23 protein-coding genes are annotated in these 25,297 nt (G+C 62.9%); 7 read left to right on the top strand and 16 right to left on the bottom strand.

The window, feature by feature from the left end; genetic code table 11:
• Positions 1-29: 29 nt before the first annotated feature.
• The 3 genes from AC3WK8_RS22910 to AC3WK8_RS22900 form a co-directional block, all read right to left on the bottom strand.
• Entirely contained in the window at positions 30-953 is a 924-nt protein-coding gene (locus AC3WK8_RS22910; RefSeq protein WP_085594384.1) for an SdiA-regulated domain-containing protein, read from the bottom strand.
• Positions 954-1,118: 165 nt separating this feature from the next.
• Positions 1,119-1,784 carry a fumarylacetoacetate hydrolase family protein gene (locus AC3WK8_RS22905; protein WP_103325900.1) on the bottom strand — a complete coding sequence of 222 codons (666 nt, stop codon included), beginning with the start codon at positions 1,782-1,784 and terminating at the stop codon, positions 1,119-1,121.
• Between the two features lie 41 nt (positions 1,785-1,825).
• Positions 1,826-3,220: an FAD-binding oxidoreductase gene (locus AC3WK8_RS22900; protein WP_085594380.1), complete on the bottom strand. Its 1,395-nt coding sequence runs from the start codon at positions 3,218-3,220 to the stop codon at positions 1,826-1,828.
• Between the two features lie 203 nt (positions 3,221-3,423).
• On the opposite strand from AC3WK8_RS22900, the gene serA reads away from it, so the two are divergent.
• The gene (gene serA / locus AC3WK8_RS22895) at positions 3,424-4,653 is read left to right on the top strand and encodes a phosphoglycerate dehydrogenase (protein ID WP_103325924.1); all 1,230 of its coding nucleotides are present in this window, start codon (positions 3,424-3,426) and stop codon (positions 4,651-4,653) included.
• A gap of 129 nt (positions 4,654-4,782) precedes the next feature.
• Here the strand turns inward: serA and AC3WK8_RS22890 are convergent, their stop codons facing one another.
• Positions 4,783-5,220: a DUF4399 domain-containing protein gene (locus AC3WK8_RS22890; RefSeq protein WP_022641691.1), complete on the bottom strand. Its 438-nt coding sequence runs from the start codon at positions 5,218-5,220 to the stop codon at positions 4,783-4,785.
• Positions 5,221-5,351: 131 nt separating this feature from the next.
• Between AC3WK8_RS22890 and AC3WK8_RS22885 the strand changes: the two genes are divergently transcribed.
• Positions 5,352-6,137: a transporter substrate-binding domain-containing protein gene (locus tag AC3WK8_RS22885; protein WP_103325902.1), complete on the top strand. Its 786-nt coding sequence runs from the start codon at positions 5,352-5,354 to the stop codon at positions 6,135-6,137.
• Positions 6,138-6,184: 47 nt separating this feature from the next.
• Here the strand turns inward: AC3WK8_RS22885 and AC3WK8_RS22880 are convergent, their stop codons facing one another.
• Both AC3WK8_RS22880 and AC3WK8_RS22875 read right to left on the bottom strand, forming a co-directional pair.
• Complete coding sequence (locus AC3WK8_RS22880) at positions 6,185-6,673, bottom strand: 2-thiouracil desulfurase family protein (protein ID WP_103325903.1); 489 nt, start codon at positions 6,671-6,673, stop codon at positions 6,185-6,187.
• A 2-nt stretch (positions 6,674-6,675) separates the two neighbouring features.
• Complete coding sequence (locus tag AC3WK8_RS22875; RefSeq protein WP_103325904.1) at positions 6,676-7,308, bottom strand: 2OG-Fe(II) oxygenase; 633 nt, start codon at positions 7,306-7,308, stop codon at positions 6,676-6,678.
• A 151-nt stretch (positions 7,309-7,459) separates the two neighbouring features.
• On the opposite strand from AC3WK8_RS22875, the gene AC3WK8_RS22870 reads away from it, so the two are divergent.
• The gene (locus AC3WK8_RS22870) at positions 7,460-8,212 is read left to right on the top strand and encodes a DUF2059 domain-containing protein (RefSeq protein ID WP_022641695.1); all 753 of its coding nucleotides are present in this window, start codon (positions 7,460-7,462) and stop codon (positions 8,210-8,212) included.
• A 169-nt stretch (positions 8,213-8,381) separates the two neighbouring features.
• Here the strand turns inward: AC3WK8_RS22870 and bipL are convergent, their stop codons facing one another.
• Entirely contained in the window at positions 8,382-9,320 is a 939-nt protein-coding gene (bipL, locus tag AC3WK8_RS22865) for a phospholipase BipL (RefSeq protein ID WP_031320672.1), read from the bottom strand.
• A 109-nt stretch (positions 9,321-9,429) separates the two neighbouring features.
• Between bipL and AC3WK8_RS22860 the strand changes: the two genes are divergently transcribed.
• Both AC3WK8_RS22860 and AC3WK8_RS22855 read left to right on the top strand, forming a co-directional pair.
• Positions 9,430-10,023: a DUF6436 domain-containing protein gene (locus AC3WK8_RS22860; RefSeq protein WP_085594374.1), complete on the top strand. Its 594-nt coding sequence runs from the start codon at positions 9,430-9,432 to the stop codon at positions 10,021-10,023.
• A gap of 97 nt (positions 10,024-10,120) precedes the next feature.
• Entirely contained in the window at positions 10,121-12,529 is a 2,409-nt protein-coding gene (locus tag AC3WK8_RS22855; protein WP_103325905.1) for a penicillin acylase family protein, read from the top strand.
• Between the two features lie 27 nt (positions 12,530-12,556).
• Here the strand turns inward: AC3WK8_RS22855 and AC3WK8_RS22850 are convergent, their stop codons facing one another.
• Positions 12,557-13,525, bottom strand: a complete 969-nt coding sequence (locus AC3WK8_RS22850) for a GlxA family transcriptional regulator (RefSeq protein WP_103325906.1) — start codon at positions 13,523-13,525, stop codon at positions 12,557-12,559.
• A 200-nt stretch (positions 13,526-13,725) separates the two neighbouring features.
• On the opposite strand from AC3WK8_RS22850, the gene AC3WK8_RS22845 reads away from it, so the two are divergent.
• Complete coding sequence (locus AC3WK8_RS22845) at positions 13,726-14,367, top strand: HD domain-containing protein (protein ID WP_068575411.1); 642 nt, start codon at positions 13,726-13,728, stop codon at positions 14,365-14,367.
• A gap of 64 nt (positions 14,368-14,431) precedes the next feature.
• Here AC3WK8_RS22845 and AC3WK8_RS22840 read toward each other — a convergent pair whose 3' ends face one another.
• From AC3WK8_RS22840 to AC3WK8_RS22805, 8 genes are all read right to left on the bottom strand, one after another.
• A complete protein-coding gene (locus AC3WK8_RS22840; protein ID WP_022641701.1) occupies positions 14,432-15,322 on the bottom strand; it encodes an ABC transporter permease subunit in 891 nt (296 codons plus the stop codon).
• Positions 15,319-16,239, bottom strand: coding sequence for an ABC transporter permease subunit (locus tag AC3WK8_RS22835; protein WP_103325907.1), 921 nt, complete (start codon positions 16,237-16,239; stop codon positions 15,319-15,321). Before AC3WK8_RS22835 ends, AC3WK8_RS22840 begins: the two co-directional genes overlap by 4 nt.
• Entirely contained in the window at positions 16,236-17,378 is a 1,143-nt protein-coding gene (locus AC3WK8_RS22830) for an ABC transporter ATP-binding protein (RefSeq protein WP_053133831.1), read from the bottom strand. The genes AC3WK8_RS22835 and AC3WK8_RS22830 overlap by 4 nt, the downstream gene beginning before the upstream one ends.
• Before the next feature lie 71 nt (positions 17,379-17,449).
• Positions 17,450-18,544, bottom strand: a complete 1,095-nt coding sequence (locus AC3WK8_RS22825) for a polyamine ABC transporter substrate-binding protein (protein WP_085594366.1) — start codon at positions 18,542-18,544, stop codon at positions 17,450-17,452.
• A gap of 189 nt (positions 18,545-18,733) precedes the next feature.
• A complete protein-coding gene (locus AC3WK8_RS22820; protein WP_022641705.1) occupies positions 18,734-19,831 on the bottom strand; it encodes a polyamine ABC transporter substrate-binding protein in 1,098 nt (365 codons plus the stop codon).
• A 200-nt stretch (positions 19,832-20,031) separates the two neighbouring features.
• A complete protein-coding gene (locus AC3WK8_RS22815; RefSeq protein ID WP_085594364.1) occupies positions 20,032-21,396 on the bottom strand; it encodes an aspartate aminotransferase family protein in 1,365 nt (454 codons plus the stop codon).
• Positions 21,397-21,452: 56 nt separating this feature from the next.
• Positions 21,453-22,811: a glutamine synthetase family protein gene (locus AC3WK8_RS22810; RefSeq protein WP_022641707.1), complete on the bottom strand. Its 1,359-nt coding sequence runs from the start codon at positions 22,809-22,811 to the stop codon at positions 21,453-21,455.
• A gap of 38 nt (positions 22,812-22,849) precedes the next feature.
• Positions 22,850-23,632 (bottom strand): gamma-glutamyl-gamma-aminobutyrate hydrolase family protein, encoded by a 783-nt coding sequence (locus tag AC3WK8_RS22805; RefSeq protein ID WP_022641708.1) that lies wholly within the window; start codon positions 23,630-23,632, stop codon positions 22,850-22,852.
• Between the two features lie 278 nt (positions 23,633-23,910).
• Between AC3WK8_RS22805 and AC3WK8_RS22800 the strand changes: the two genes are divergently transcribed.
• Complete coding sequence (locus AC3WK8_RS22800; protein WP_103325908.1) at positions 23,911-25,287, top strand: glutamine synthetase family protein; 1,377 nt, start codon at positions 23,911-23,913, stop codon at positions 25,285-25,287.
• The last annotated feature ends 10 nt before the right edge of the window (positions 25,288-25,297 follow it).

Genomic DNA, 25,297 nt, shown 5'->3' with positions numbered 1-25,297 from the left:
ACGACCCGGACAACGTCCGGGTCCGGTGTTCAGCGCTTCTCGAAGCGGTAGAACAGGTTGGACTCGCTGACCATGTACAGGTTGCCCGCCTCGTCCATGGCCACGCCTTCGGCGCGGGGGATGGTGTTCTTCAGGCCGTTGAAACCACCAAGCAAGGTCATGAAGCTGACTTGCTCGCCCTGCTCGTCCAGCTCCAGCAGCAAATGCGACTCGGCCGACAGCACCAGGGTATGACCAGTACGCGGATCGATACCCAGGGCCGACAAGTTGCGCAGGTCGAGCTCGTCGCTAGGCAGTCTTTGCTTGTCGCCCTTGAGCACACGACCGTCGCTGCTCCAGGTGAACAGCGCCGGCGGCCGCTCTTCGCCCAGCAGCAACTGCTGCTTGCGCGGGTCCCAGGCCACGGCTTCGAAAGCCTTGTTCTGGTCTTGCGAAGGGCCCAGGTCGTACTTGGGGAAATCGGCGATGTTCAACTGGCTGGTGGAGCCATCGACCTTGACGATCACCAGCGAGTGGTCGCGCTCATCGACGATGGCCATCAAGCCATCCTCCATGACCGCCACCCCTTCCGGATTGCTCCAGCCCACCAGCGGGATCTTGCGCAGGACGTCGCCCTGCAGGCTCAGTTCCACCAGGAACGGGTGCTTGCCCATTACCGAGAACAGCGTCTTGGTCCTGGGGTTGTAGGACAGGTCGGAAGCTTCGTCGCGCTCCAGGCCAGGCATCAATTTGGCGTCGATCACCGCCCGATAGGCCGGTAGCCAGATACTGGCGCTGCGCTCTGCAGGAGTGACGAAGCCTTCCTGCAGCCAGAGCACGCCGCGGTCGTCCCAGTGCATGATGCTGGCCAGGCCATAGCTGATCACCCCGGCCAGCAGCAGCCAGGAATACCAGCGCATGCGCAGTCGCAAACGCCGGGGAGTGTGGATTTTGGTCAGAGGTTGGGCATCCATTTCACAGATTCCAAGAAGCTCGGCCACAGGTAATAGCACGCAAATTTGAGCGCTGCGAACCATGAACCCGAGAATTATCCGGGGCAAATGTGAAAAAACGGTAAAAGCGCGGAGGGCTTTCTGCGAGATGTCCGGTTTTTTGGTGCTCTCGCAGAAAGTTTCCGATCAACGGACGGTGCTGGTGAAACGGCTGGCGCCCGGCAGTTCCAGGATCAGTTCGTCACCGACATTCAGCGGGCCGACACCCACCGGAGTACCAGTGAGGATCACGTCGCCGGCCTGCAGGGAAAAGCAGCCGGCCATGTACTGGATCATCGGCACTATGGGGTTGAGCATGATGCTGCTGTTGCCATCCTGGCGTACCTCGCCATTGATGGTCAGGCGAATGCCGATGTCGGTCAGGTCGGCGAATGTGCTGCCCACCACGAAAGGCGCGATCACCGCCGCGCCGTCGAACGACTTGGCGATTTCCCAGGGCAGGCCCTTGGCCTTGAGCTCGGCCTGCTTGTCGCGCAGGGTCAGGTCCAGGGCCGGGGCGAAGCCGGAAATGGCATCCAGCACCTCTTCACGACTGGGCTTGGGGGACAGCGGTTTGCCGATCAACACCGCGATCTCGGCTTCGTAATGCACCGAGCCACGCTCGGTGGGAATGGCAAAACCGCCTTCCAGGGGCACGACACAGCTGCCCGGCTTGATGAACAGCAGCGGTTCGGTGGGAACCGGGTTGTCCAGTTCCTTGGCATGCTCGGCGTAGTTGCGGCCGATGCATACCACCTTGCCCAGGGGAAAATGAATCCGGGTACCGTCGACATACTGGTGCTGATAGCTCATTACCGACTCCTGTTCGTACGCGTGTTCAGGGCTGCCCGGACTCAAGCAGCGAAGATCTTGCCCGGGTTCATGATGCCGTTCGGGTCGAAGACCGCCTTGACGGCCTTCATGTACTCGATTTCCACCGGCGAGCGGCTATAGGTCAGGTAGTCGCGCTTGGTCATGCCCACGCCGTGTTCGGCGGAGATCGAACCATTGTGCTTCTCGACGGTTTCGAACACCCACTTGTTGACCGTGGCGCACTTGGCGAAGAACTCGTCCTTGCTCAGGTTTTCCGGCTTGAGGATGTTCAGGTGCAGGTTGCCGTCGCCGATGTGGCCGAACCAGACGATCTCGAAGTCCGGGTAGTGCTTGCCGACGATGGCGTCGATTTCCTGGAGGAATGCCGGCACCTTGGACACAGTGACCGAGATGTCGTTCTTGTACGGGGTCCAGTGGGAGATGGTCTCGGAGATGTACTCGCGCAGCTTCCACAGGTTCTGCAACTGGGTTTCGCTCTGGCTCATCACGCCATCCAGGACCCAGCCCTGCTCGACGCAATGCTCGAAGGTCTCCAGGGCCTGGTTGGCCACTTCCTCGGTGGTGGCCTCGAACTCCAGCAGGGCATAGAACGGGCATTGCGATTCGAATGGCGCCGGGACGTCGCCGCGGGCCAGGACCTTGGCCAGCGCCTTGTCGGAGAAGAATTCGAAAGCCGTCAGGTCGACCTTGCCCTGGAATGCATGCAGCACCGGCATGATCGAATCGAAGTCAGGCGTGCCCAGGACCATGGCAGTGAGGTTCTTCGGCGCCCGGTCCAGGCGCATGGTGGCCTCGACCACGAAACCCAGGGTGCCCTCGGCGCCGATGAACAGCTGGCGCAGGTCATAGCCGGTGGCGTTCTTGATCAGGTCGCGGTTCAGTTCCAGCAGGTCGCCCTTGCCGGTGACCACCTTCATGCCAGCCACCCAGTTACGGGTCATGCCGTAGCGAATGACCTTGATCCCGCCGGCATTGGTGCCGATATTGCCGCCAATCTGGCTGGAACCTGCCGATGCGAAGTCCACCGGATAGTACAGGCCGTTGTCTTGCGCCAGGTTCTGCAGTTGCTCGGTGACCACGCCTGGCTGGCATACCGCGGTGCGGTCGGTCAGGTTCAGGTCGAGAATCTGGTTCATGTAGTCGAAGGCCACCACCACTTCGCCGTTGGCGGCTACCGCTGCCGCCGAAAGCCCGGTACGACCGCCCGAAGGCACCAGCGCCACCTTGTGCTGATTGGCCCAGCGGACGATGGCCTGGACCTGTTCGATGGTCTTGGGGAACACGATAGCGGTCGGGGCGGGGGCGAAGTGCTTGGTCCAATCCTTGCCGTAGGCATTCAGCGAGTCAGCGTCGGTCAGCACCTTGCCGGGCTCAACCAGGGTCTTCAGCTCATCAATCAGGGCAGGATTGGTCATCGACAGAACTCTCGAACAATTCATGGTCATCCTGAGAACGCTTCACGTCGCAGGAATGAGTGTTTAGCGGGGCGCGTATGCTAGCATACCGCCCCCGCAGAAGAGTGCCCAAGGGCCTTCTGCGGTGTCGGCCGCGCGCCGCCCAGGTCAGCTCAAGCTGTCCACTTCCCTGCCATTTTTCTCCGGGACACAGGTTTACGCAGATGAGCAAGACTTCTCTCGATAAGAGCAAGATCAAGTTCCTTCTCCTCGAAGGCGTCCACCAATCCGCTGTCGACGTGCTCAAGGCCGCCGGCTACACCAGCATCGAGTACCTCACCAGTTCTCTGCCGGAAGCCCAGCTCAAGGAAAAGATCGCCGATGCGCACTTCATCGGTATTCGCTCCCGCACCCAACTGACCGAAGAGATCTTCGACCACGCGAAGAAACTGGTCGCGGTGGGCTGCTTCTGCATCGGCACCAACCAGGTTGACCTGTCCGCGGCCCGCGAGCGCGGCATCGCGGTGTTCAACGCGCCTTACTCCAACACCCGCTCGGTCGCCGAGCTGGTACTGGCCGAGGCCATCCTGCTGTTGCGCGGTATCCCCGAGAAAAACGCCTCCTGCCACCGCGGCGGCTGGATCAAGAGCGCAGCCAACTCCTTCGAGATCCGCGGCAAGAAGCTGGGCATCGTCGGTTATGGCTCCATTGGTACCCAACTGTCGGTCCTGGCCGAGGGCCTGGGCATGCAGGTGTTCTTCTATGACACCGTGACCAAGCTGCCACTGGGCAACGCGACCCAGGTCGGCAACCTGCACGAGCTGCTGGGCATGTCCGATATCGTCACCCTGCACGTGCCGGAAACCGCGGCCACCCAGTGGATGATCGGCGAGAAGGAAATCCGCGCCATCAAGAAGGGCGGCATCCTGATCAACGCCGCACGCGGCACCGTGGTCGAGCTGGACGCCCTGGCGGACGCGATCAAGGACAAGCACCTGATCGGCGCGGCCATCGACGTATTCCCGGTCGAGCCACGTTCCAACGAGGAAGAGTTCGAAAGCCCGCTGCGTGGCCTGGACAACGTGATCCTGACCCCGCACATCGGTGGTTCCACCGCCGAGGCCCAGGCCAACATCGGCCTGGAAGTGGCCGAGAAGCTGGTCAAGTACAGCGACAACGGCACCTCGGTGTCCTCGGTCAACTTCCCGGAAGTGGCCCTGCCTGCCCACCCTGGCAAGCACCGCCTGTTGCACATCCACGAGAACATCCCGGGCGTGATGAGCGAGATCAACAAGGTCTTCGCGGAAAATGGCATCAACATCTCCGGCCAGTTCCTGCAGACCAACGAAAAGGTCGGCTACGTGGTGATCGACGTCGACGCCGAGTACTCGGACCTGGCGCAAGAGAAGCTGCAACACATCAACGGCACCATCCGCTGCCGCGTGCTGTTCTGACAGCAGCTGCAAGCGGCAAGTCTCAAGCAGCAAGCAAGGGCCCGCCCTGGTTTGTAGCTGCAGCCTTGTAGCTAGCCGTACAAAAAAGGGAGCCTTGATGGGCTCCCTTTTTTTGTGCGGCGTTTACGCTTATTTCACGGTCACTGTGATCTTCTTCGAAACGATTACCGGGTCGAACGGCACGTGGTTCTTGTCCCCCAGCTCCAGTTGCAGGGTGTGCTTGCCCGGGGCCAGGGTCACTTCGGTCTCGGTCTGGGCCTTGCCGAAGTGCAAGTGGTTGGCATCCATCGGAATCGGCATGTTCTCGGCCGGCAGCTGGTCGACGTCGATCAGCAGGTGGTGATGGCCAGTGTTGGCGGTCTGGTCGCCCGCTGGCGCCAGGGCGATGCCCTCGACCCCGAACTTGACCTTGAAGGTCTTGTCCACGGTTGCTCCGTCAGCCGGGGAAACAATGGACACCTTGGCACCGGCAGGTGCCTGCGTACGAGGAATTTCAGCTGCGCCGGCCAGCATCGAGGCTCCCAGCAACAAACCCGCCAGGGCCGCGCAAGACATATACTTTTTCATTATCTTCTCCAGTTTTCCGCAATTCTTTTACGGTTATGACAACTTTGTGGCTGTTCGTTGTCGAAGGCACTCAACACCTTAGCAAAGCGAGCCTGAACAGCGCATCGCTCACATGAATTCAAGGAGTGACCATGCGTTTCCTGCCTGGCCTGATACTTTTGCTGCCCCTGGCGAGCACCTGCGTCCATGCCGAGTTGATGGATGACATCAATGACCGCGGGGAACTGCGTATTGCCCTTGAAGCCGATACCCCGCCCTTCAACTTCAAGGATGACGGCAAGCTCAGCGGCTTCGAAGTCGAACTGGGGCAGTTGCTGGCCAGCGAACTGGACGTGCGCGCGGACTTCGTGGTGACCGACACCGACGAGTTGCTGCCCGGCGTCGAAAGCGGCAGGTTCGACGTGGCCATCAACCACATAGCAGTGACACCGGAGCTCAGGGATCGTTTCGACTTCAGCGAGCCCTACAGCTACTCCAGCGCCCAGCTGATCGTACGCAAGGAGGAGCAACGCCCGCTGTTTTCCTTGCAATCCCTGCGCGGCCGGGCCCTGGGCGTGGCCCAGGGCAGCCAGTTCGTCGACCAGGCACGGACCGTCGACGGCATCAACCTGCGTAGCTATGCCGATGCCCAACAGCCGATCAAGGATGTGGCGGACAAGCAGATCGACGCCGCCATCAGCGACCGCCTGCTGATCCCCTATGCGATTCGCGACAGTCGCCTGCCAGTGAAGGAAGGCGCCAAGGTGGGACCGACCCTGAGCCTGGCGATTCCTTTCCAGAAAGGCAATCCGGCGTTCCGCGCCAGCCTGGATAGCGCCTTGCAGCGGATCAAGGCGGATGGGCGGCTGATGGCCCTGTCGGAGAAATGGTTCGGCATGGACGCCAGCAAGCCGCCCAAGGGCGACGCCGAGCAATAGACCTCACCTGTAGTCACCACCGTCGCATCGCTAAAGCTCGACAGCGGCTACGAGGACAATGCAGCGAGGGCGCTGGCAGCCTCGAGCAGTTGCAGTTCGCTGAAGACCTGCACCCCGTGCTGCTTGAGCAAGGCGGCGGTAACCCCCTCACCCGGGACCTTGGCCCCACTGAAGGTGCCGTCATAGGTCCAGAGGTTGCCGCAGGACGGGCTGTTGGCCTTGAGCACGGCAATACGGATACCGTGCTTTTCCACCAGGGCCAAAGCCTGCCGGGCCCCGGAGAGAAACTCGGCGCTGACGTCGTCACCAGCCGCGGTCATCACCGGCGCCCGTCCCTCCAGCACATCGATGCCCTGGCCACCCGGGATCTCCGCCGCGGCCCGTGGTGTCGGCAAGCCGCCAGCCACTTCCGGGCACAGGGCCACCACCCGCCCCTCCTGCTGCCAGGCCGCCAATTGATCGAAAGGGCCACTGGCGCCGCCGTCGTAGCGTACGCGGTGGCCCAAAAGGCAGCGGCTGACCAGGATCTTGTGCATCCTCAGAACGGCTCGTTGCCGCGGCGCCGGAACCAGCCGGTCAGGGACAGGCGCTCCCGGGTCGCGGGCAGGACTTCATGGGGCAATTCGCCGGAGAGGAACACCACCAGCCGGCCGCCGAGCGGGTCGACATCGCGCTGCTCCTGGTCCTGCAGGTACATGCGCAATTGCCCGCCATGCTCGGGCAGCCATTGCGAGTTGAGGTAGATCACCGCCGACACCATGCGCCGGTCGTCGTCGCGAAAGCGGTCCACATGGCGCTTGTAGAAAGCACCCGGCGGATACATCGCGAAATGGCACTCGAAATCCTCCAGGCCAAGGAACAGGCCACGGTTCAAGGCTTCGCGCAGGCTGTCCATGAGCGCCAGGTAGGCGTCGCTGGCCGCGGCCTGGCCGGGCTCGAGCCATTGGATATGGTCGCCGCGGATACCCTCGCGGATTTCCTGGGCAACCCCGCGCCCGACCGCCGCTGGAGCCAGCTCGCCTTCGGCGGCGCGTTTACGGCACTCGGCAGCCAGGTCGAGGGTCAGAGCCTCAGGCAGGAAAATATCCTGCTGCGACCAGCCACGGGCGGCCAGGTCGTCGACGATGCTCAACAACAGCGGATGATCAGAGGGTATGTGCATGGCGCGCATAGTATCCAGCCGCAGATAAATCTGACAGAGCCGCAGGGCGGCAGATTCAGCTTTTTTTCCAAGGTGCCTGGAACCATGACTTCATCTGATACGAATTCTCGACAACTACCGCCTTGGCCCGGAGAATAGTCGCCTGCTGACAGGAGTCCTTATGCGTCGTTTGCTTTTCTCACTGTTGATGTTCTGCACCTTGCCTGCCTGGGCAGACAGCCACGACCAGTTGTACAAGGTCGCCGGTTGGGCAGAGCAGCGCGCGCATTTCAGCGATGCCCTCAACGCCGCCCAGCAGCGCTACCAGAACAGCCTGCCGCCAGCGGTCTACCAGGCCCTGGTGGATAACAGCAACCAGCGCTTCGCGCCCCAGTCGGTGGATCGCCGCGCCGAGGAACAGTTGCGCCAGAACCTGGCCGACCCCGCTCCGGCCCTGGCCTTTTTCCAGTCGCCCCTGGGCCGCAAGATCGTCGCCGCCGAGCTGCTGGCCACCCGTCGCGACCAGTTGGCCAAGAACGCCCAGGGCTTGCCGAAGATGCAGGCCAGCGACAATCGCCAATTGATCATCGGCCACCTGGCCCAGGCCCTGCCCGCCCGCGAAGCCGGTGCGGAAGTCAGCCTGGCCATTGCCGGAGTCGCCGCCGACAGCCTGAGCCAGATGATTCCCGGTTTGCTGGGCAACGGCCAGGCCCAGGGCATGCTCAATGGCCAGCGCCAGCGCCTGATGCAGCAGATCGGCAATGATCTGAACAACACCCTGCTGTACGTCTACCGGGACCTGTCCGATACGGAACTGGAAGAGTTCGCCACTTTTGCCGAATCAGCCGAAGGCAAGGCCTATTACCAGGCGGCCCTGGCCGCGATCCGCGCCGGCCTGGCGGTGGGCCAGAGCACCTCCAGCCTGGCTCCCTGACCCGGCCACCCACCTGTAGCCGCTACCAAGCCTGCAGGGCTGCGCAAAGAGCCGCAGGACCTTGCCAGGCAATCATCCGCCAAACCTCCAGCGATCTTGAGAACCCTGCGGCCCTTTGGGACGTTCGCAGCCTGTGCCTGCGCCACTCCAAGGCAGGTTCACTCGGGACTCAAACATGCCGGGTCAGGAAGGCGAAATACTGGTCGCGGTACAGCGGTACCTCGTTGGCCAGGTGGTGCCGCGCTTCCGGCAGCATCAGCACCTCGGGTGCGCTGAACTTGCTGCGGATCACTTGCAGGTTGTGCTGCCAATCCACAGTCATGTCCGCCTGCCCCTGCACGATCACCGGCTGCCGGTCGCTGCGCGGGGCCGCCTCCAGCCGCTTGATCCAGCGCGCCAGCGCACCGACCCAGGCCGTCGGCAGGCGCTGGGGCTGCAAGGGGTCGGCCTGGAGGAAGGCGAGGAAGTCGTGGTCGTTGGAGTTCTCGCTGAAACGCCGGGCAATGCCGCTGACGAAGGGCCGCAACAGGTAGTAGCTGAGCAGCGACCAGCCCCAGGCCCGTGGACGCACCAGCGGCGAAAGCAAGATCACCTGGCCCTGGGCCGGGCTCTGGGCGCCCTGGTGCAGCAGGTGGTCGATGACGATCGCCCCGCCGGTGCTCTGCCCGAACAGGTGCCAGGGCTGGGGCAATTCCAGGGTCCGCGCCTGCTCGAACAGGCCCTGCAATACCCGCTGGTACACCGCGAAATCGTCGATGCTGGCGCGTTCGCCGCTGGACAGTCCATGCCCCGGCAGGTCGCAGGAAATCACCACGAAGTCGCGCTGCAGTGCCCACTCGATCACATGCCGGTACAAGCCCATGTGATCGTAGAAACCATGGAACAGGAACAGCGTCGCCCGAGGTCGCTCCGGCCACCAGGCCTGGGCGACCACCTCATAGCCATCCACCTGGAAGCGCCCCAGGCGACTGCGCGGCACCCGGGCGCGGCCGGCGAAATCCAGCCCGTAGAAGCGCTGGTAGGCCTGGCCCTGGGCCGACAGCGGCTGGCCAGCCGCCAGGGGTTGCAGGCTGGCACGCAGGAGGTCGGGGTCGAAGGTCGTAGGCATGGAGGTTTGCAAAACAGGGACACCAGGGCAAAACGGGCTTTATGGGCCTGCGATATTCATCTGTCGCGGCAAGCATGGCAAGCTACGCGACCTTCGAGGACCTATCTCCATGCGCCAGCCCTACCGCACATCCCTGCTCGCCAGCCTGCTCGTCCTGATCTGCGCCGTGGTGCTGTGGAGTGCCTACGACTGGTTCCAGGGTCGCTACCTGCGGGCCTTCAGCGAGCACACGGCGATGTTCTCCGGCGATCCATTGCAACTGCCTGCCGAACTCGCCGGACCGGGGGCGATCCGCCTGGTGCACTTCTGGGACCCGGCCTGCCCTTGCAACGTCGGCAACCAGCAGCACCTGGCCGAACTGATCGAAACCTACGGCCCACGGGGTGTGGAGTTCTATTCGGTGCGCAAGGCCGGCAGCCACGGCCAGTTGCCGGTCACCCTGGAGCGCCTCAAGTCCCTGGAGCACCTGCCCGGCGCCGAGCAGGTCCCCGCCAGCCCCGCCGTGGCGATCTGGGACCGCAACGGCAAGCTGGCCTACTTCGGCCCCTACAGCGAAGGCTTGACCTGCAACTCCAGCAACAGCTTCATCGAGCCCATCCTCCAGGCCTTGCAAGAAGAGCGAGCGGTCAGCGCCACCCATACCCTGGCGGTCGGCTGCTATTGCCCATGGGCCAACGGCACCGAGCAAGGCATTCGCGACTAATCGAGGACTGCCTCCTGCGCACCGCAGGCCAGATGTGTTACATGTCTGCTGCCCGACCAGGGCGGCACCGAACATAACAACGCAGCAAGGAGCCCGCATGAAACGCAGCCTCACCGTCGTCGCCGTGTTGATCCTCGCCCTGTTGCTGGGCCTCGGCGGCTACCTGTACAGCAAGCAGCCGGTGCGTCAGGGCCAGGTGGAGCTCAGCGGCCTGCAGGGCTCGGCCACGGTGCGCTACGACGAGCGCGGCGTACCGCATATTCGCGCGGAGAACGAAACCGACCTGTACCGCACCCTGGGCTACGTGCATGCCCAGGACCGGCTGTTCCAGATGGAAGTGCTGCGCCGCCTGTCCCGTGGCGAGCTGGCCGAGGTTCTCGGGCCCAAGCTGCTGGACACCGACAAGCTGTTTCGCAGCCTGCGCATCCGCGAGCGGGCCGACAGCTACGTGGCCGGGCTCGACCGCCAGTCTCCCGCCTGGCAAGCCCTGCAAGCCTACCTGGACGGTATCAACCAGTATCAGGACAGCCACCCACGGCCCATGGAGTTCGACATCCTGGGCATCCAGAAGCGGCCCTTCACCGCCGAAGACACCGTCAGCGTCGCCGGTTTCATGGCCTACAGCTTCGCCATGGCGTTTCGTACCGAACCGCTGATGACCTATATCCGTGACCAGTTGGGCAACGACTACCTGAAGGTGTTCGACCTGGAGTGGCAGCCCAAGGGCGTCCTGGCCAACGGCAAGACCCCAGCCACGCCGCACCTGGCCGCCATCGACTGGCAGGACCTGGCGAAAATCGGCCACCTGAGCCAGCAGGCACTGGCCGACGCCGGCCTGCCGCAATTCGAAGGCAGCAACGCCTGGGCCGTGTCCGGTAGCCGGACCAAGAGCGGCCGCCCGCTGCTGGCCGGCGACCCGCATATCCGCTACTCGCTGCCATCGGTGTGGTACGAAGCCCAGCTCTCGGCCCCGGGCTTCGAGCTTTACGGCCACTACCAGGCGCTGGTGCCGTTTGCCTTCCTGGGTCACAACCTGGACTTCGGCTGGAGCCTGACCATGTTCCAGAACGACGATCTCGACCTGATCGCCGAGAAGGTCAACCCGGAGAACCCCAACCAGGTCTGGTTCCATGACCAATGGGTGGACCTGATCAGCAGCGAGCAGCAGATCGCCGTCAAGGGCCAGGCGCCGGTGACCCTGACCCTGCGCCAGTCGCCCCATGGCCCGATCATCAACGACATGCTCGGCAGCACCGTGGGCAAGGCCCCGATCGCCATGTGGTGGGGATTCCTGGAGACGCCCAACCCGATCCTCGACGGCTTCTACCAGCTCAATCGCGCCGACACCCTGCCCAAGGTCCGGGCGGCCGCGGCCAAGGTCCATGCGCCGGGACTGAACATCGTCTGGGCCAATGCCAAGGGCGATATCGGCTGGTGGGCCGCCGCCCTGCTGCCCAAGCGCCCGGCCGGAGCCAAGCCGACCTTCATCCTCGATGGCAGCACCGCCCTGGCGGACAAGGACGGCTTCTACCCCTTCAGCGCCAACCCCCAGGAAGAAAACCCGGCCCGGGGCTACATCGTCTCGGCCAACTTCCAGCCGACCTCCCCCACCGGCATGGAGATTCCCGGCTACTACAACCTGCCCGACCGAGGCCAGCAGCTGGATCGCCAGCTCAGCGACAAGACGCTGAAATGGGATCTGGAGAACACCCAGAAGCTGCAACTGGGCACCACCACCGCCTACGGCCCACGCTTGTTGGCGCCTTTGCTGCCAGTGCTGCGCGAAGTGCTCGTAGCCCCCGAGGAACTCAAGCTGGTGGAGCAACTGGCGCAATGGCAGGGTGACTATCCGCTGGAATCCACCACCGCCACCCTGTTCAACCAGTTCCTGTTCGAACTGGCCCGGGCGGCTTTCCATGAGAAGCTCGGCGATGCCTATTTCGACGCCCTGATCCAGGCCCGGGTGGTGGACGCCGCCCTGCCGCGCCTGGCGGCAGACCCCGACTCGCCCTGGTGGGACGACCGCACCACAGCGCAGCGGGAAAGCCGTGCCGATACGGTGAAGCAAGCCTGGCGCGCGAGCATCGACCATCTCAAGCGCACCCTCGGGCCAAACCCGACGCAATGGCGCTGGGGCAGTGCCCACACCCTGACCCATGGCCACCCGCTGGGCATGCAGAAGCCCCTGGACCGCGTGTTCAACGTCGGGCCGCTGGAGGCCCCCGGCAGCCATGAGGTACCGAACAACCTCACCAGCAAGATCGGCCCGGCGCCCTGGGCGGTGGTCTACGGCCCTTCGACCCGGCGCATCATCGACTTCGCCGACCCGGCCCATAGCCTGACCATCAATCCGGTCGGCCAGAGCGGTGTGCTGTTCGACAAGCACTATGACGATCAGGCCGAAGCCTACATCGAAGGGGTTTACCAGCAGGCGCACTTCAGCGAAGAGGAAGTCACCGCCAACACCCGCAGCACCCTGAAACTGCTACCGGCCCGCCGCCCCTGAACCAGGCGCCCTGGTAGCCGCCGCTGGCTACCAGGACGGCGGGGCGAAGTTCGCCCGGAACTGCTGCGGGGTCAGCCCCAGGCGGCGCTTGAACACACGGAGCAGGTGCTGGGCATCGCGAAACCCGCAGCGATAGGCCAGGGTCTTGAGCGGCGCCGACGAGCGCTCCAGCAGCGCCCGAGCGGCATCTACCCGTGCCCGCTCGACGAACTCTGCAGGGGTTATTCCAGCCTCACGGACAAAGACCCGGGAAAAGTTGCGTGGGCTCATGTGCGCCGCACGCGCCAGCTCGCCGATGCTCAGGTTGTCCTGCAGGTGATCCAGCACATGTTGCTGGACCTGGGCCACGACGGAAGTGGCTGTAGCCTGGGGCAGCAGGAACGGGCTGAACTGCGACTGGCCTCCGGCGCGCTGGGTGAACACCACCAGGCGCTTGGCCACGTTCAAGGCCACCTCGGCGCCCCGATCCCTGGCCAGCAGATACAACGACAGGTCGATGCCGGCGGTGACCCCCGCCGAGGTGAACAGCCTGTCGTCCTCGACATACAGGCGGTCGACCTCGACCCGGGTCGAGGGATACAAGGTCGCGAGCGCCGGCGCATCGCTCCAGTGGGTGGTCACCGTGCGTCCCTCCAGCAGGCCCGCCCGAGCCAGGATGAACGCGCCGTTGCAGATCGAACCGAAGCCCGCGGCCCGGGCACAAGCCCCGCGCAGCCAGGCGTCGAAGATCGGACCGAAGTCGCTGCCGGGGACTTGCGGCCCACCCGCCACCAGCAACAGGTCGAAGGCTTCCACAGCCTCTTCGAAGGAGCGCCGGGCCTGCAGCACCAGGCCGTTGGAGCAAACCTGCGCGCCGGCCTGGAGCCCGATCACCTCCAGGCGGTAATGGTCTTCGACCGGCAAGAACCGGTTGGCCTCGCAAAATACGTCCATGGGGCCCGTCACATCGAGGGCCTGGACACCGGGAAACACCAGGATGGCAACGGATCTGGCCATGGCACGCACCTTCTTCTATGGGCCGGGCAGGCAGGCCCGACGCTGGATTGTCGCAACCAGGCCCCCGAGGCGACAGCCCATGGCCGTAAATGCCCCCAGGTTGGCCCGGATCGCAGCTCCGGATCGATTGTCCCCATGCCTGGCCAGGCACAGACTCTGGGCTCCAGCGCCAGTACGGCGCCCGCCACGAGGACCGCCCCATGAGCTCCACCATCGCCGGGATCAAGATTCCCGACAGCGCCCTGGCCCGGGCCACCACCGACTACATTCGCGATATCGAATCCGATTTGCTCTACCACCACTCGCGCCGGGTATTCCTGTTCGGCGCCCTGAGCGGCGAACGCCGCCAGCTGCAATACGACCCACAGCTGCTGTACGTCGGCGCGATGTTCCACGACCTGGGCCTGGTGCCCGGCCACCGCAGCGACGACCAGCGCTTCGAAGTCGACGGCGCCAATGCCGCCCGGGACTTCCTCAAGCCCTACGGGCTGAGCGACGACGATATCGAGCAAGTCTGGCTGTCCATCGCCCTGCATACCACTCCTGGCATCCCCCAGCACCTGCGCCCCACCGTGGCCCTGGTCACAGCCGGGGTCGAGATGGACGTCCTGGGCATCGACTACGCGGCCTTCCCCAGCGCCCAGCGCGAGGCGGTGGTGCATGCCCATCCCCGGGGCGAAGGTTTCAAGGAGTGCATCATCTGCGCATTCGCCGACGGCCTGCGCCATCGGCCGCAGACCACCTTCGGCAACGTCAAGACCGATGTCCTGGCCGACCAGCAGCCTGGGTTCCAGCCGACGAACTTCGTCGAAGTGATTCGCCGCTCGCCCTGGGTTTCCTGAGCCAGGACACGAGGCCAGAAACCACAACGCCCCTGGAAAGGGGCGTTGTGCTATTGCAACAGGCTCAAGCGGCTTGCGGCGCCTTGGGCCGGCGCACGTCCGGCTGTTTCCAGGAGTCGGCGGCGCTCTCTTCGATGGCTTGCTGGATCGCCCGCTTGCGGGCCTCCTCGGCGCGCCGACTGAAGAACCAGACCAGGAAGGTCACCAGCGATACCGCCAGCAGGATCAGGCTGGCCACGGCGTTGATCTCCGGCTTGACCCCCAGGCGCACCGCCGAGAAGACTTCCATCGGCAAGGTGGTGGAGCCCGGTCCGGACACGAAGCTGGCCAGCACCAGGTCGTCCAGCGACAGGGCGAAGGACATCATGCCGCCCGCCGCCAGGGAGGGCGCGATCATCGGGATGGTGATCAGGAAGAACACCTTGAACGGCCGCGCGCCCAGGTCCATGGCCGCTTCCTCGATGGACAGGTCCAGCTCGCGCAGGCGCGCCGACACCACCACCGCCACGTAGGCGGCACAGAAGGTGGTATGGGCGATCCAGATGGTGGCGATGCCACGTTCCTGGGGCCAGCCGATGGCCTGGGCCATGGCCACGAACAGCAGCAACAGCGACAGGCCGGTGATCACCTCGGGCATCACCAGTGGCGCGGTGACCAGGCCGCCGAACAGGGTGCGCCCCTTGAAGCGGCTGATCCGGGTCATGACGAACGCCGCCAGGGTGCCCAGGGCCACTGCCGCCACGGCGGTGTAGCAGGCGATTTCCAGGGAGCGCAGTACCGAGCCCATCAGCTGGGTGTTGTCCAGCAGGCCGACATACCAGCTGACCGACCAGCCACCCCACACCGTCACCAGCCGCGAGGCGTTGAACGAGTAGATCACCAGGATCAGCATCGGCAGGTAGATGAACAGCAGGCCCAGGACCAGCATCAAGTTGGAGAAACTGAAGCGCTTCATTCCTTGGCCTCCATTTCTTTGGCCTGGCTACGGTTGAACAGGATGATCGGCACGATCAGGATCGCCAGCATCACCACCGCCAGGGCCGAGGCCACCGGCCAGTCGCGGTTGTTGAAGAACTCCTGCCACAGCACCTTGCCGATCATCAGGGTCTCCGGACCGCCGAGCAACTCAGGAATCACGAACTCGCCCACCACCGGGATGAACACCAGCATCGCGCCTGCGATGATGCCGTTCTTGGACAGCGGTACGGTGATCCTCCAGAAACTGTTGAAAGTCCCCGACCCCAGGTCGGCGGCGGCTTCCAGCAGGCTCGGGTCATGCTTGACCAGGTTGGCGTACAGCGGCAGCACCATGAACGGCAGGTAGGAATAGACCACGCCGATGTACACCGCGGTGTTGGTGTTGAGGATCTGCAGCGGCTCGCTGATCCAGCCCATGGACATCAGGAAGCCATTGAGCAGGCCGTTGTTGCTGAGGATGCCCATCCAGGCATAGACGCGGATCAGGATCGCGGTCCAGGTCGGCATCATGATCAGCAGCACCAGCACGGTCTGCATTTCCTTGCGGGCACTGGCGATGGCATAGGCCATCGGGTAGCCGATCAGCAGGCAGAGGATGGTGCTGATGAATGCCATCTTCAGCGAGCCGAGGTAGGCGGCGATGTACAGCTCGTCGTCCCCGAGCATCGCGTAGTTGCCCAGGTTCAGCAGGATCTGCAGCTTCTGGTCGACGTAGCTGTAGATCTCGGTGTACGGCGGGATGGCCACGTCCGCTTCGGCGAAGCTGATCTTCAGGACGATGAAGAACGGCAGCATGAAGAACAGGAACAGCCAGATGAACGGGATCCCGATGACCAGCTGGCGGCCTCCGGGAATTATTCGGTCGAGTCGGCGCTTGAGCTTTCGCATGTTCATGAGCGCAGTACCACGCCGCTGTCGTCTTCCCACCACACGTAGACCTGGTCACCCCAGGTCGGCCGCGCCCCGCGGCGCTCGGCGTTGGCGACGAAGGATTGCACCAGCTTGCCGCTCGGCAGCTCGACGTAGAACACCGAGTGGCCGCCCAGGTAGGCGATGTCGTGGACCTTGCCACTGGACCAGTTGTACTCGCAGGTCGGCATCTCGGCGGTCACCAGGAGTTTTTCCGGGCGGATGGCGTAGGTCACCGACTTGTCCTGGACCGAGGTGCTGATGCCGTGGCCGACGTAGATATTGCGGTCCACGTCCTTGCAAGTGATCAAGGCATGGCCTTCGGCATCGTCCACCACTTCGCCCTCGAAGATGTTGACGTTGCCGATGAACTCGCAGACCAGGCGGCTGACCGGGGTCTCGTAGATATCGATCGGGCTGCCGATCTGGGCGATCCAGCCCAGGTGCATGATGGCGATGCGCTCGGCCATGGTCATGGCCTCTTCCTGGTCGTGGGTCACCATCACGCAGGTCACGCCCACGCGCTCGATGATCTCCACCAGCTCCAGTTGCATCTGCGAGCGCAGCTTCTTGTCCAGGGCGCCCATGGGCTCGTCGAGCAGCAGCAGCTTGGGTCGCTTGGCCAGGGAGCGGGCCAGGGCCACGCGCTGGCGCTGGCCGCCGGAGAGCTGGTGCGGCTTGCGCTTGGCGTACTGGCTCATTTGCACCAGCTTGAGCATCTCCGCCACCCGGGCGTCGATCTCCGCCGAAGGGATCTTGTCCTGCTTGAGGCCGAAGGCGATGTTCTGGGCCACGGTCATGTGCGGGAACAGCGCATAGGACTGGAACATCATGTTGATCGGCCGCTCGTAGGGCGGCATGTCGGTGATGTCCACGCCATCGAGGAAGATCCGGCCCTCGGTAGGCCGCTCGAAGCCGGCCAGCATGCGCAACAAGGTGGACTTGCCCGAACCGGAGCCGCCCAGCAGGGCGAAGATCTCGCCTTTCTTGATCTCCAGGGACACATCGTCCACGGCCACCGTCTCGTCGAACTTCTTCGTGACCCGGTCGATCTTGACCAGCACCTGCTTGGGTGTCTGGTCGCCCTCGAGGGCTTTCTTATAGGCGCCGGAGGCAACTGCCATTTGCGAAACTCCCAACAAAATTTTCAGCCCGCCCCTGGTGGACGGGTCCCGGATAGTTTGAGCCTGTAGAACTATTTACCCGTCTTGACCTTGGTCCAGCTGCGGTTCATCAAGCGTTGGATACTGGCTGGCAACTCTATGGACACGTAAGTCTTGTCGAGCACGGCCTGCGGTGGATAAACCGCTTCATCGGTGCGGATGGACTGGTCCATCAACTTGTCCGACCCGGGGTTGGGGTTGGCATAACCGACATAATCACTGACCTGGGCGATCACCTCAGGTTGCAGCAAATAGTTGATGAAGGCGTGAGCCTCCTTGACGTTGCTCGAGTCCTTGGGGATGGCCAGCATGTCGAACCACAGGGCGCCGCCTTCCTTGGGAATGGTGTAGGCGATGTTCACGCCCTTGCCGGCATCGGCTGCCCGGGCCCGGGCCTGGAACACGTCGCCGGAAAAGCCGACGGCCACGCAGATATTGCCGTTGGCCAGGTCCGAGATGTACTTGGACGAGTGGAAGTAGGTCACGTAGGGACGTACCGCCAGGAGCTTGGCCTCGGCCTTCTTGTAGTCCTGGGGGTTGGTGCTGTTGGGATCCAGGCCCATGTAGTTGAGCACCGTGAGCATCATTTCGTCGGCGGAATCGAGGAAGGCCACGCCGCAGCTGCTGAGTTTCTTGATGTTCTGCGGCTCGAACAGAACGCTCCAGGAGTCGATCTTCTCCACCCCCAGGGCGGCCTTCACTTTATCGACGTTGTAGCCGATGCCGTTGGTGCCCCACAGGTAGGGCACTGCGTACTGGTTGCCCGGATCGTTGACCTCGAGGCGCTTGAGCAACTTCGGGTCGAGGTTGGCGTAATTGGGCAACAGGCTCTTGTCGAGCTTCTGGAACGCCCCGGCCTTGATCTGCTTGCCCAGGAAGTGGTTGGACGGCACTACCACGTCGTAGCCGGTGCGACCGGCCAGCAACTTGCCTTCCAGGGTTTCATTGGAATCGAATACGTCATACAGCGGCTTGATACCCGTGGTCTTTTCAAACTCAGACAGGGTGTTCTGACCGATGTAGTCGGACCAGTTATAAATATGCACGGTCGATGCCGCCTGGGCGCTTGCCACCAGCGTCAGGCTGGCGGCGGCCAGCATGGCTTTGCGAAATAAAGTAGTAGGCAAGTGGAGGTCCTCTTGAATAGTTGGGCCAAAGTTGCCCCGCGCTACCTGACAGCCCCCAAGCTGCCCAGCAACAAAACCGGCGCGCAACTTACCCTCGATAAACCAATCCAGCAAAACTTTCTGTCATTTAATTGTTTCCTGTTACCGCCCTCGCCATGACGACGGCAACAGGTATCGCTGCAAATCGGCTTATTTACCGGATTTGATCTTGGTCCAGCTGCGAGTCAGGATGCGCTGGGTCGCGGCCGGCAGGTCGGCGATCGCGTACAGCTTGGCCTGGACATCGGCAGGTGGGTAGACGCCCGGGTCGCTGGTGATGTCTTTATCGACCAGGGGGGTCGCGGCCGCGTTACCGTTGGGGAAACGCACGGCGTTGGTGATCTCGGCCATGATTTCCGGCTTCTGCAGGAAGGTCATGAACTTGTAGGCACCCTCGACGTTTTCCGCATCCTTGGGAATGGCGACCATGTCGTAGAAGCTGCCAGCACCTTCCTTGGGAATGTTGTAGCTGACCTTGACCTTGTCACCGGCCTCGGCGGCGCGGGCCTTGGCCTGGTAGATGTCACCCGAGTAGCCGACGGCCACGCAGATGTTGCCATTGGCCAGGTCCGAGATGTACTTGGAAGAGTGGAAATAGCCGATCGAAGGACGGATCTTGAGGAACAGCTTCTCGGCCTCGTCCAGTTGCTTCTTGTCCTGGCTGTCAGTCGGATAGCCCAGGTAATGCAGCGCTACCGGGATCATCTCGGTCGGCGAATCGAGGAAGCTGATGCCGCAAGACTTCAGCTTCTCGGCGTTTTCCGGCTTGAACAGCAGGTCCCAGGAGTTGGTCGGAGCGTCGGCACCCAGTGCGGCCTTGACCTTCTCGGCGTTGAAGCCGATGCCGATCGAGCCCCACATGTAAGGGAAGGCATGCTTGTTGCCCGGGTCGCTCACCGATACCGCCTTGAGCAGCGATTCGTTGAGGTTCTTCCAGTTCGGCAACTTGGATTTATCCAGTTCCTGGTACACACCAGCCTTGATCTGCTTGGCCAGGAAGTTGTTGGAAGGCACTACCACGTCGTAGCCGGACTTGCCGGCCAGCAACTTGGCTTCCAGGGTTTCGTTGCTGTCGAACACGTCATAGACCACTTTGATGCCGGATTCGGCTTCAAACTTCTTGATGGTGTCTGGCGCGATGTAGTCGGACCAGTTGTAGACGTGCAGCACTTTATCGTCCGCTTGTGCCGCCGTCGCCATCACGCCCATCAGGGACATGGCGAGGAGGGTCTTGCCAGCTAACTTCATACCTAATGCCTTCATGCGTAATGCTCCAATTGTTCTTTTTAAGCACATTCTCGGTGACCCGCTGCCGGGTGCCACTGTCCGGGACCACTGAAAACGGCGGCTAGTCTGGCAAGATCCAAGGCCGGCTTTCAAGGCACGTTCCGGCCTTTATATCCGCTTCGCGCGCAGTGCCCGCAAGCACTGCGCTCAAAGCCTAGCACTCAGCCCTGCAGCGCACTCAAGGTCAGGTCCAGGCACTTGCGCGCCTTGGCCACCAGCTCGTCGATTTCCCCCTCGCTGATCACCAGCGACGGGGCGATGATCATGGTGTCGCCCACGGCACGCATGATCAGGCCATTGTCGAAGCAGAACTGCCGGCAGATCATGCCCACGCCCCGACCTTCGTAACGCGCCCGGGTAGCCTTGTCCTTGACCAGCTCGATAGCCCCCAGCATGCCCAGGCCGCGAACTTCGCCCACCAGCGGGTGGTCGCTGAGCTCGCGCAAACGCTTCTGCAAATACGGTGCCGTCTGCTCATGCACCTTCTCGACGATTTTCTCTTCGCGCAGGATGCGGATGTTTTCCAGGCCCACCGCCGCTGCCACCGGGTGGCCGGAATAGGTGAAGCCGTGGTTGAAATCACCGCCCTCGCTGAGCACCTTGGCCACGGTGTCACGCACGACCACACCGCCCATGGGGATGTAACCGGAGGTCAGGCCCTTGGCGATGGTCATGAGGTCAGGTGCAAGGTCGTAGTAGTCGGAGCCGAACCACTGGCCGGTACGGCCGAAACCACAGATCACTTCGTCGGCGACGAAGAGGATTTCGTACTTGGCGAGGATTTCCTTGATCTTCGGCCAGTAGGTTTCCGGCGGGATGATCACACCGCCCGCGCCCTGGATCGGCTCGGCGATGAAGGCCGCGACGTTGTCTTCGCCGACTTCGAGGATTTTCTTCTCCAGTTGCTCGGCAGCCCACACACCGAACTCATCCGGCGTCATGTCGCCGCCTTCGCCGAACCAGTATGGCTGCGGGATATGCACGATACCCGGGATCGGCAAGCCGCCCTGCTCGTGCATGCCGCTCATGCCGCCCAGGCTGGCGCCGGCCACCGTGGAGCCGTGGTAGCCGTTGATACGGCCGATGATGGTCTGCTTCTTCGGCTTGCCCTTGAGCGCCCAGTAGTGACGGACCATGCGCAGCACGGTGTCGTTGCCCTCGGAGCCGGAGCCAGTGAAGAACACGTGGCTCATGCCTTTGGGCGCGACGTCGATGATCGCCTTGGCCAGCTCCAGCGCCGGCGGGTGGGCGGTCTGGAAGAACAGGTTGTAGTACGGCAGTTCGCGCATCTGCTTGCTGGCCACTTCGGCCAGTTCATCGCGGCCGTAACCTACGGCCACGCACCACAGGCCGGCCATGCCGTCGAGGATCTGGTTGCCTTCACTGTCCCACAGGTACACACCCTTGGCATGGGTGATGATCCGCGGCCCCTTCTCCTTCAACTGGTTGAAGTCGCTGAAGGGTGCCAGGTGGTGATCACTGCTGAGGGTTTGCCACTCGCGGGTTTGCGGGTTTTTATGAGTCATCAATGTCTCCTTGGTATCAGTGAAGGCGCCACCGACGGGCAGCGGCGCCTGGCGTGTCAGACGGCGAACAACAGGAACTCCCTCTCCCAGGAACTGATCACGCGCTTGAAGTTTTCATGCTCGGCTCGCTTGACCGCGACGTAGCCGGTGATGAACTTGTGGCCCAGGTACTTCTCGATGGTCTTGCTGTTCTCCATGCGTTCCAGGGCGTCCTCGATGGTCAGCGGCAGGCGCAGGTTGCGGCGCTCGTAACCACGGCCCACCACTGGCGCGCTCGGGTTGTGCCCTTCGACCATGCCGATGAAGCCGCACAACAGGCTGGCGGCGATGGCCAGGTAGGGGTTGGCATCGGCACCCGGCAGGCGGTTTTCCACCCGGCGGTTCTGCGGCCCGGCATCTGGCACCCGCAGGCCCACGGTGCGGTTTTCCTCGCCCCACTCGACGTTCACCGGCGCCGAGGTATCGGGCAGGAAGCGGCGGAACGAGTTGACGTTGGGGGCGAACAGCGGCAGCAACTCGGGGATGAACTTCTGCAAGCCGCCGATATGGTTGAGGAACAGCTGGCTCATGGTCCCGTCGTCGTTGGAGAAGACGTTCTTGCCGGTGCTGATGTCGACGATGCTCTGGTGCAGGTGCATGGCGCTGCCCGGCTCGCCGGTCATCGGCTTGGCCATGAAGGTGGCGGCCACATCATGCTTGAGCGCCGCTTCGCGCATGGTGCGCTTGAACACCAGGATCTGGTCGGCCAGGGACAGCGCGTCGCCGTGACGGAAGTTGATCTCCATCTGCGCCGTGCCGTCCTCGTGGATCAGGGTGTCGAGATCCAGCTCCTGCAACTCGCACCAGTCGTAGACGTCCTCGAACAGCGGGTCGAATTCGTTGGCGGCCTCGATGGAGAACGACTGGCGCCCGGTTTCCGGACGCCCGGAGCGGCCCACCGGCGGCTGCAGCGGGTAGTCGGGGTCGTCGCTGCGCTTGGTCAGGTAGAACTCCATCTCCGGCGCCACGATCGGCTGCCAGCCATGGTCGGCATAGAGCTTGAGGACCTTCTTGAGCACGTTGCGTGGCGACAGCTCGATGGGGTTGCCTTGCTTGTCGTAGGTGTCGTGGATCACCTGGGCGGTGGGCTCGATGGCCCAGGGCACCAGGTACACCGCGTTATGGTCCGGGCGGCAGATCATGTCGATGTCCGCCGGGTCCAGCAGTTCGTAATAGATGTCGTCTTCGACATAGTCGCCAGTCACGGTCTGCAGCAGCACGCTCTCGGGCAGGCGCATGCCTTTTTCGGCGATGAACTTGTTGGTCGGCGAGATCTTGCCCCGGGTGATGCCGGTCAAGTCGCCGATCAAGCATTCGACTTCTGTGATCTTGTGGTCTTTCAACCAATCGGTGAGCTGGTCGAGGTTGGTACTCATAAATGCCTCTAGGCTGAGTTTCCTGACTCTCTATTAAGTCAGGCGTTGTGTGACGCTTCGGCGTCGCGCTGTTTTGCCCGCTCGCGGCAGGCATCACCAAAAGCCTGGAAGATGGCCAGGTAGTGAGGATTGCAGCTTACCTGCCATTCGGGGTGCCATTGCACCCCCAAAGCAAAAGCCTTGCTCCTATCGACGGAAATCGCCTCGACCAGCCCGTCCGGAGCACGCGCCTCGACCCGCAAGCCCGGAGCCAGACGCTCCACGCCCTGGGCATGGATGGAATTGACCTGCAGGGTTTGCGGCAGGCCCAGGTCGGCCAACACGCCACCAGCCTCGACATGCAGTTCATGGGCCGGGGCGTACCAGTCATCCAGGGGCTGGCCGGGTTCATCCGCATGGCGGTGGTCCATGAACGGCGGCACCTGGTGCACGTTCTGGTGCAGGCTGCCGCCCAGGGCGACGTTCATTTCCTGGAATCCGCGGCAGATGCCCAGCACCGGGACCCCGGCCTCGACGGCGGCCTGGAGCAGCGGCAAGGTGGCGGCGTCCCGTGCAGAATCATGAGCAGTGCCCGGCGCGCTGGCCTGGCCCTGATAATGGAAAGGTTCGATATTGGAAGGGGAGCCGGTAAAGAGGATACCGTCCAGTCCGTCCAGAATATCGGACGGTGCCAACAATGGAGCCAGGGATGGAAGGATCACCGGCAGGCCCTGGGCCGCGGTGGCCACTGCCTGGACATACTCGTCGCCACTGATGTGGTAAGCGTGCAGACCGATCTGCCTGGAGCAGGCGGTGACGCCGATTAACGGCCGGCGAGACATGAAACACCCCGGTATTATTGATGTTATGGGTTTGAGCCGAGCTTAGCCTTGTTCATTTTTTTACACAACACCCCTGTAAAAGATACAACACAGCTCACTCAAGCCTGGGGCAGGCAGGGTGCCCGAGCCCATAAAAGCGCCCTGTTTTACTGCAAAAATGCCCCGCCAGCCCTTTATTAGGGCAAAAAAGGCCTCGCTTGACTTCGGCATGCCGTTCGGGTTGACTGAAACCAGAAAAGATCAATGATTGATATTTTTAACAACAAAGGTGTTGCATCATGTCGGTACCCCCGCGTGCCGTTCAGCTTAACGAAGCGAACGCGTTCCTTAAGGAACATCCTGAGGTTCTGTACGTCGACCTTCTGATTGCGGATATGAATGGTGTGGTGCGCGGCAAGCGCATCGAACGCACCAGCCTCCACAAGGTTTACGAAAAAGGCATCAACCTCCCGGCTTCCCTCTTTGCTCTGGATATCAACGGCTCCACGGTGGAAAGCACCGGCCTGGGCCTGGATATCGGTGACGCCGACCGGATCTGCTATCCGATCCCCGACACGCTCTCCAACGAACCCTGGCAGAAGCGCCCCACCGCACAGCTGCTGATGACCATGCACGAGCTGGAAGGCGAGCCGTTCTTCGCCGACCCCCGTGAAGTGCTGCGCCAGGTAGTGAGCAAGTTCGACGAACTGGGCCTGACCATCTGCGCCGCGTTCGAACTGGAGTTCTACCTGATCGACCAGGAGAACGTGAACGGCCGTCCACAGCCTCCACGCTCGCCGATTTCCGGCAAGCGCCCGCAATCGACCCAGGTCTACCTGATCGACGACCTCGACGAATATGTCGATTGCCTGCAGGACATCCTCGAAGGCGCCAAGGAACAAGGCATCCCGGCCGACGCCATCGTCAAGGAAAGCGCCCCGGCGCAGTTCGAAGTCAACCTGCACCACGTCGCCGACCCGCTCAAGGCCTGCGATTACGCAGTACTGCTCAAGCGCCTGATCAAGAACATCGCCTACGACCATGAAATGGACACCACCTTCATGGCCAAGCCTTATCCAGGCCAGGCGGGCAATGGTCTGCACGTCCATATCTCGGTGCTGGACAAGGATGGCAAGAACATCTTCACCAGCGAGGATCCCGAGCAGAACGCCGCGCTGCGTCACGCGATCGGCGGTGTGCTCGAGACCCTGCCAGCGTCGATGGCGTTCCTGTGCCCGAACGTCAACTCGTACCGGCGTTTCGGCGCCCAGTTCTACGTACCGAACGCGCCGAGCTGGGGCCTGGACAACCGTACCGTAGCGCTGCGCGTACCGACTGGTGCACCGGACGCGGTACGTATCGAGCACCGGGTAGCCGGCGCCGATGCCAACCCCTACCTGCTGATGGCTGCCGTCCTGGCGGGCGTGCACCACGGCCTGACCAACAAGGTCGAGCCAAGCGCGCCAATCGAGGGTAACGCCTACGAACAGGTTGAGCAGAGCCTGCCGAACAACCTGCGCGATGCCCTGCGCGAGCTGGACGACAGCGAGATCCTCAACAAGTACATCGATCCGAAGTACATCGACATCTTCGTCGCGTGCAAGGAAAGCGAGCTGGAGGAGTTCGAACACTCCATCTCCGACCTCGAGTACAACTGGTACCTGCACACCGTCTGAACGGTCGGCA

This window comes from Pseudomonas sp. FW507-12TSA (assembly GCF_058781435.1).
Note: the sequence above shows the minus strand (reverse complement) of the source record. Positions and strands in the feature narration are given on the sequence as shown.

Excerpts from the sequence above, each read along its gene's own strand:
- AC3WK8_RS22830 (WP_053133831.1), bottom strand. The coding sequence starts at position 17,378 with ATGGCAGTTGCCTCCGGCGCCTATAAGAAAGCCCTCGAGGGCGACCAG.
- AC3WK8_RS22845 (WP_068575411.1), top strand. The coding sequence starts at position 13,726 with ATGAGCTCCACCATCGCCGGGATCAAGATTCCCGACAGCGCCCTGGCC.
- AC3WK8_RS22855 (WP_103325905.1), top strand. The coding sequence starts at position 10,121 with ATGAAACGCAGCCTCACCGTCGTCGCCGTGTTGATCCTCGCCCTGTTG.
- AC3WK8_RS22910 (WP_085594384.1), bottom strand. The coding sequence starts at position 953 with ATGGATGCCCAACCTCTGACCAAAATCCACACTCCCCGGCGTTTGCGA.
- AC3WK8_RS22885 (WP_103325902.1), top strand. The coding sequence starts at position 5,352 with ATGCGTTTCCTGCCTGGCCTGATACTTTTGCTGCCCCTGGCGAGCACC.
- AC3WK8_RS22820 (WP_022641705.1), bottom strand. The coding sequence starts at position 19,831 with ATGAAGTTAGCTGGCAAGACCCTCCTCGCCATGTCCCTGATGGGCGTG.
- bipL (WP_031320672.1), bottom strand. The coding sequence starts at position 9,320 with ATGCCTACGACCTTCGACCCCGACCTCCTGCGTGCCAGCCTGCAACCC.
- AC3WK8_RS22805 (WP_022641708.1), bottom strand. The coding sequence starts at position 23,632 with ATGTCTCGCCGGCCGTTAATCGGCGTCACCGCCTGCTCCAGGCAGATC.
- AC3WK8_RS22875 (WP_103325904.1), bottom strand. The coding sequence starts at position 7,308 with ATGCGCGCCATGCACATACCCTCTGATCATCCGCTGTTGTTGAGCATC.
- AC3WK8_RS22800 (WP_103325908.1), top strand. The coding sequence starts at position 23,911 with ATGTCGGTACCCCCGCGTGCCGTTCAGCTTAACGAAGCGAACGCGTTC.
- AC3WK8_RS22890 (WP_022641691.1), bottom strand. The coding sequence starts at position 5,220 with ATGAAAAAGTATATGTCTTGCGCGGCCCTGGCGGGTTTGTTGCTGGGA.
- AC3WK8_RS22905 (WP_103325900.1), bottom strand. The coding sequence starts at position 1,784 with ATGAGCTATCAGCACCAGTATGTCGACGGTACCCGGATTCATTTTCCC.
- AC3WK8_RS22815 (WP_085594364.1), bottom strand. The coding sequence starts at position 21,396 with ATGACTCATAAAAACCCGCAAACCCGCGAGTGGCAAACCCTCAGCAGT.
- AC3WK8_RS22840 (WP_022641701.1), bottom strand. The coding sequence starts at position 15,322 with ATGAAGCGCTTCAGTTTCTCCAACTTGATGCTGGTCCTGGGCCTGCTG.
- AC3WK8_RS22860 (WP_085594374.1), top strand. The coding sequence starts at position 9,430 with ATGCGCCAGCCCTACCGCACATCCCTGCTCGCCAGCCTGCTCGTCCTG.
- AC3WK8_RS22835 (WP_103325907.1), bottom strand. The coding sequence starts at position 16,239 with ATGAACATGCGAAAGCTCAAGCGCCGACTCGACCGAATAATTCCCGGA.
- AC3WK8_RS22900 (WP_085594380.1), bottom strand. The coding sequence starts at position 3,220 with ATGACCAATCCTGCCCTGATTGATGAGCTGAAGACCCTGGTTGAGCCC.
- AC3WK8_RS22850 (WP_103325906.1), bottom strand. The coding sequence starts at position 13,525 with ATGGCCAGATCCGTTGCCATCCTGGTGTTTCCCGGTGTCCAGGCCCTC.
- AC3WK8_RS22880 (WP_103325903.1), bottom strand. The coding sequence starts at position 6,673 with ATGCACAAGATCCTGGTCAGCCGCTGCCTTTTGGGCCACCGCGTACGC.
- serA (WP_103325924.1), top strand. The coding sequence starts at position 3,424 with ATGAGCAAGACTTCTCTCGATAAGAGCAAGATCAAGTTCCTTCTCCTC.
- AC3WK8_RS22810 (WP_022641707.1), bottom strand. The coding sequence starts at position 22,811 with ATGAGTACCAACCTCGACCAGCTCACCGATTGGTTGAAAGACCACAAG.
- AC3WK8_RS22870 (WP_022641695.1), top strand. The coding sequence starts at position 7,460 with ATGCGTCGTTTGCTTTTCTCACTGTTGATGTTCTGCACCTTGCCTGCC.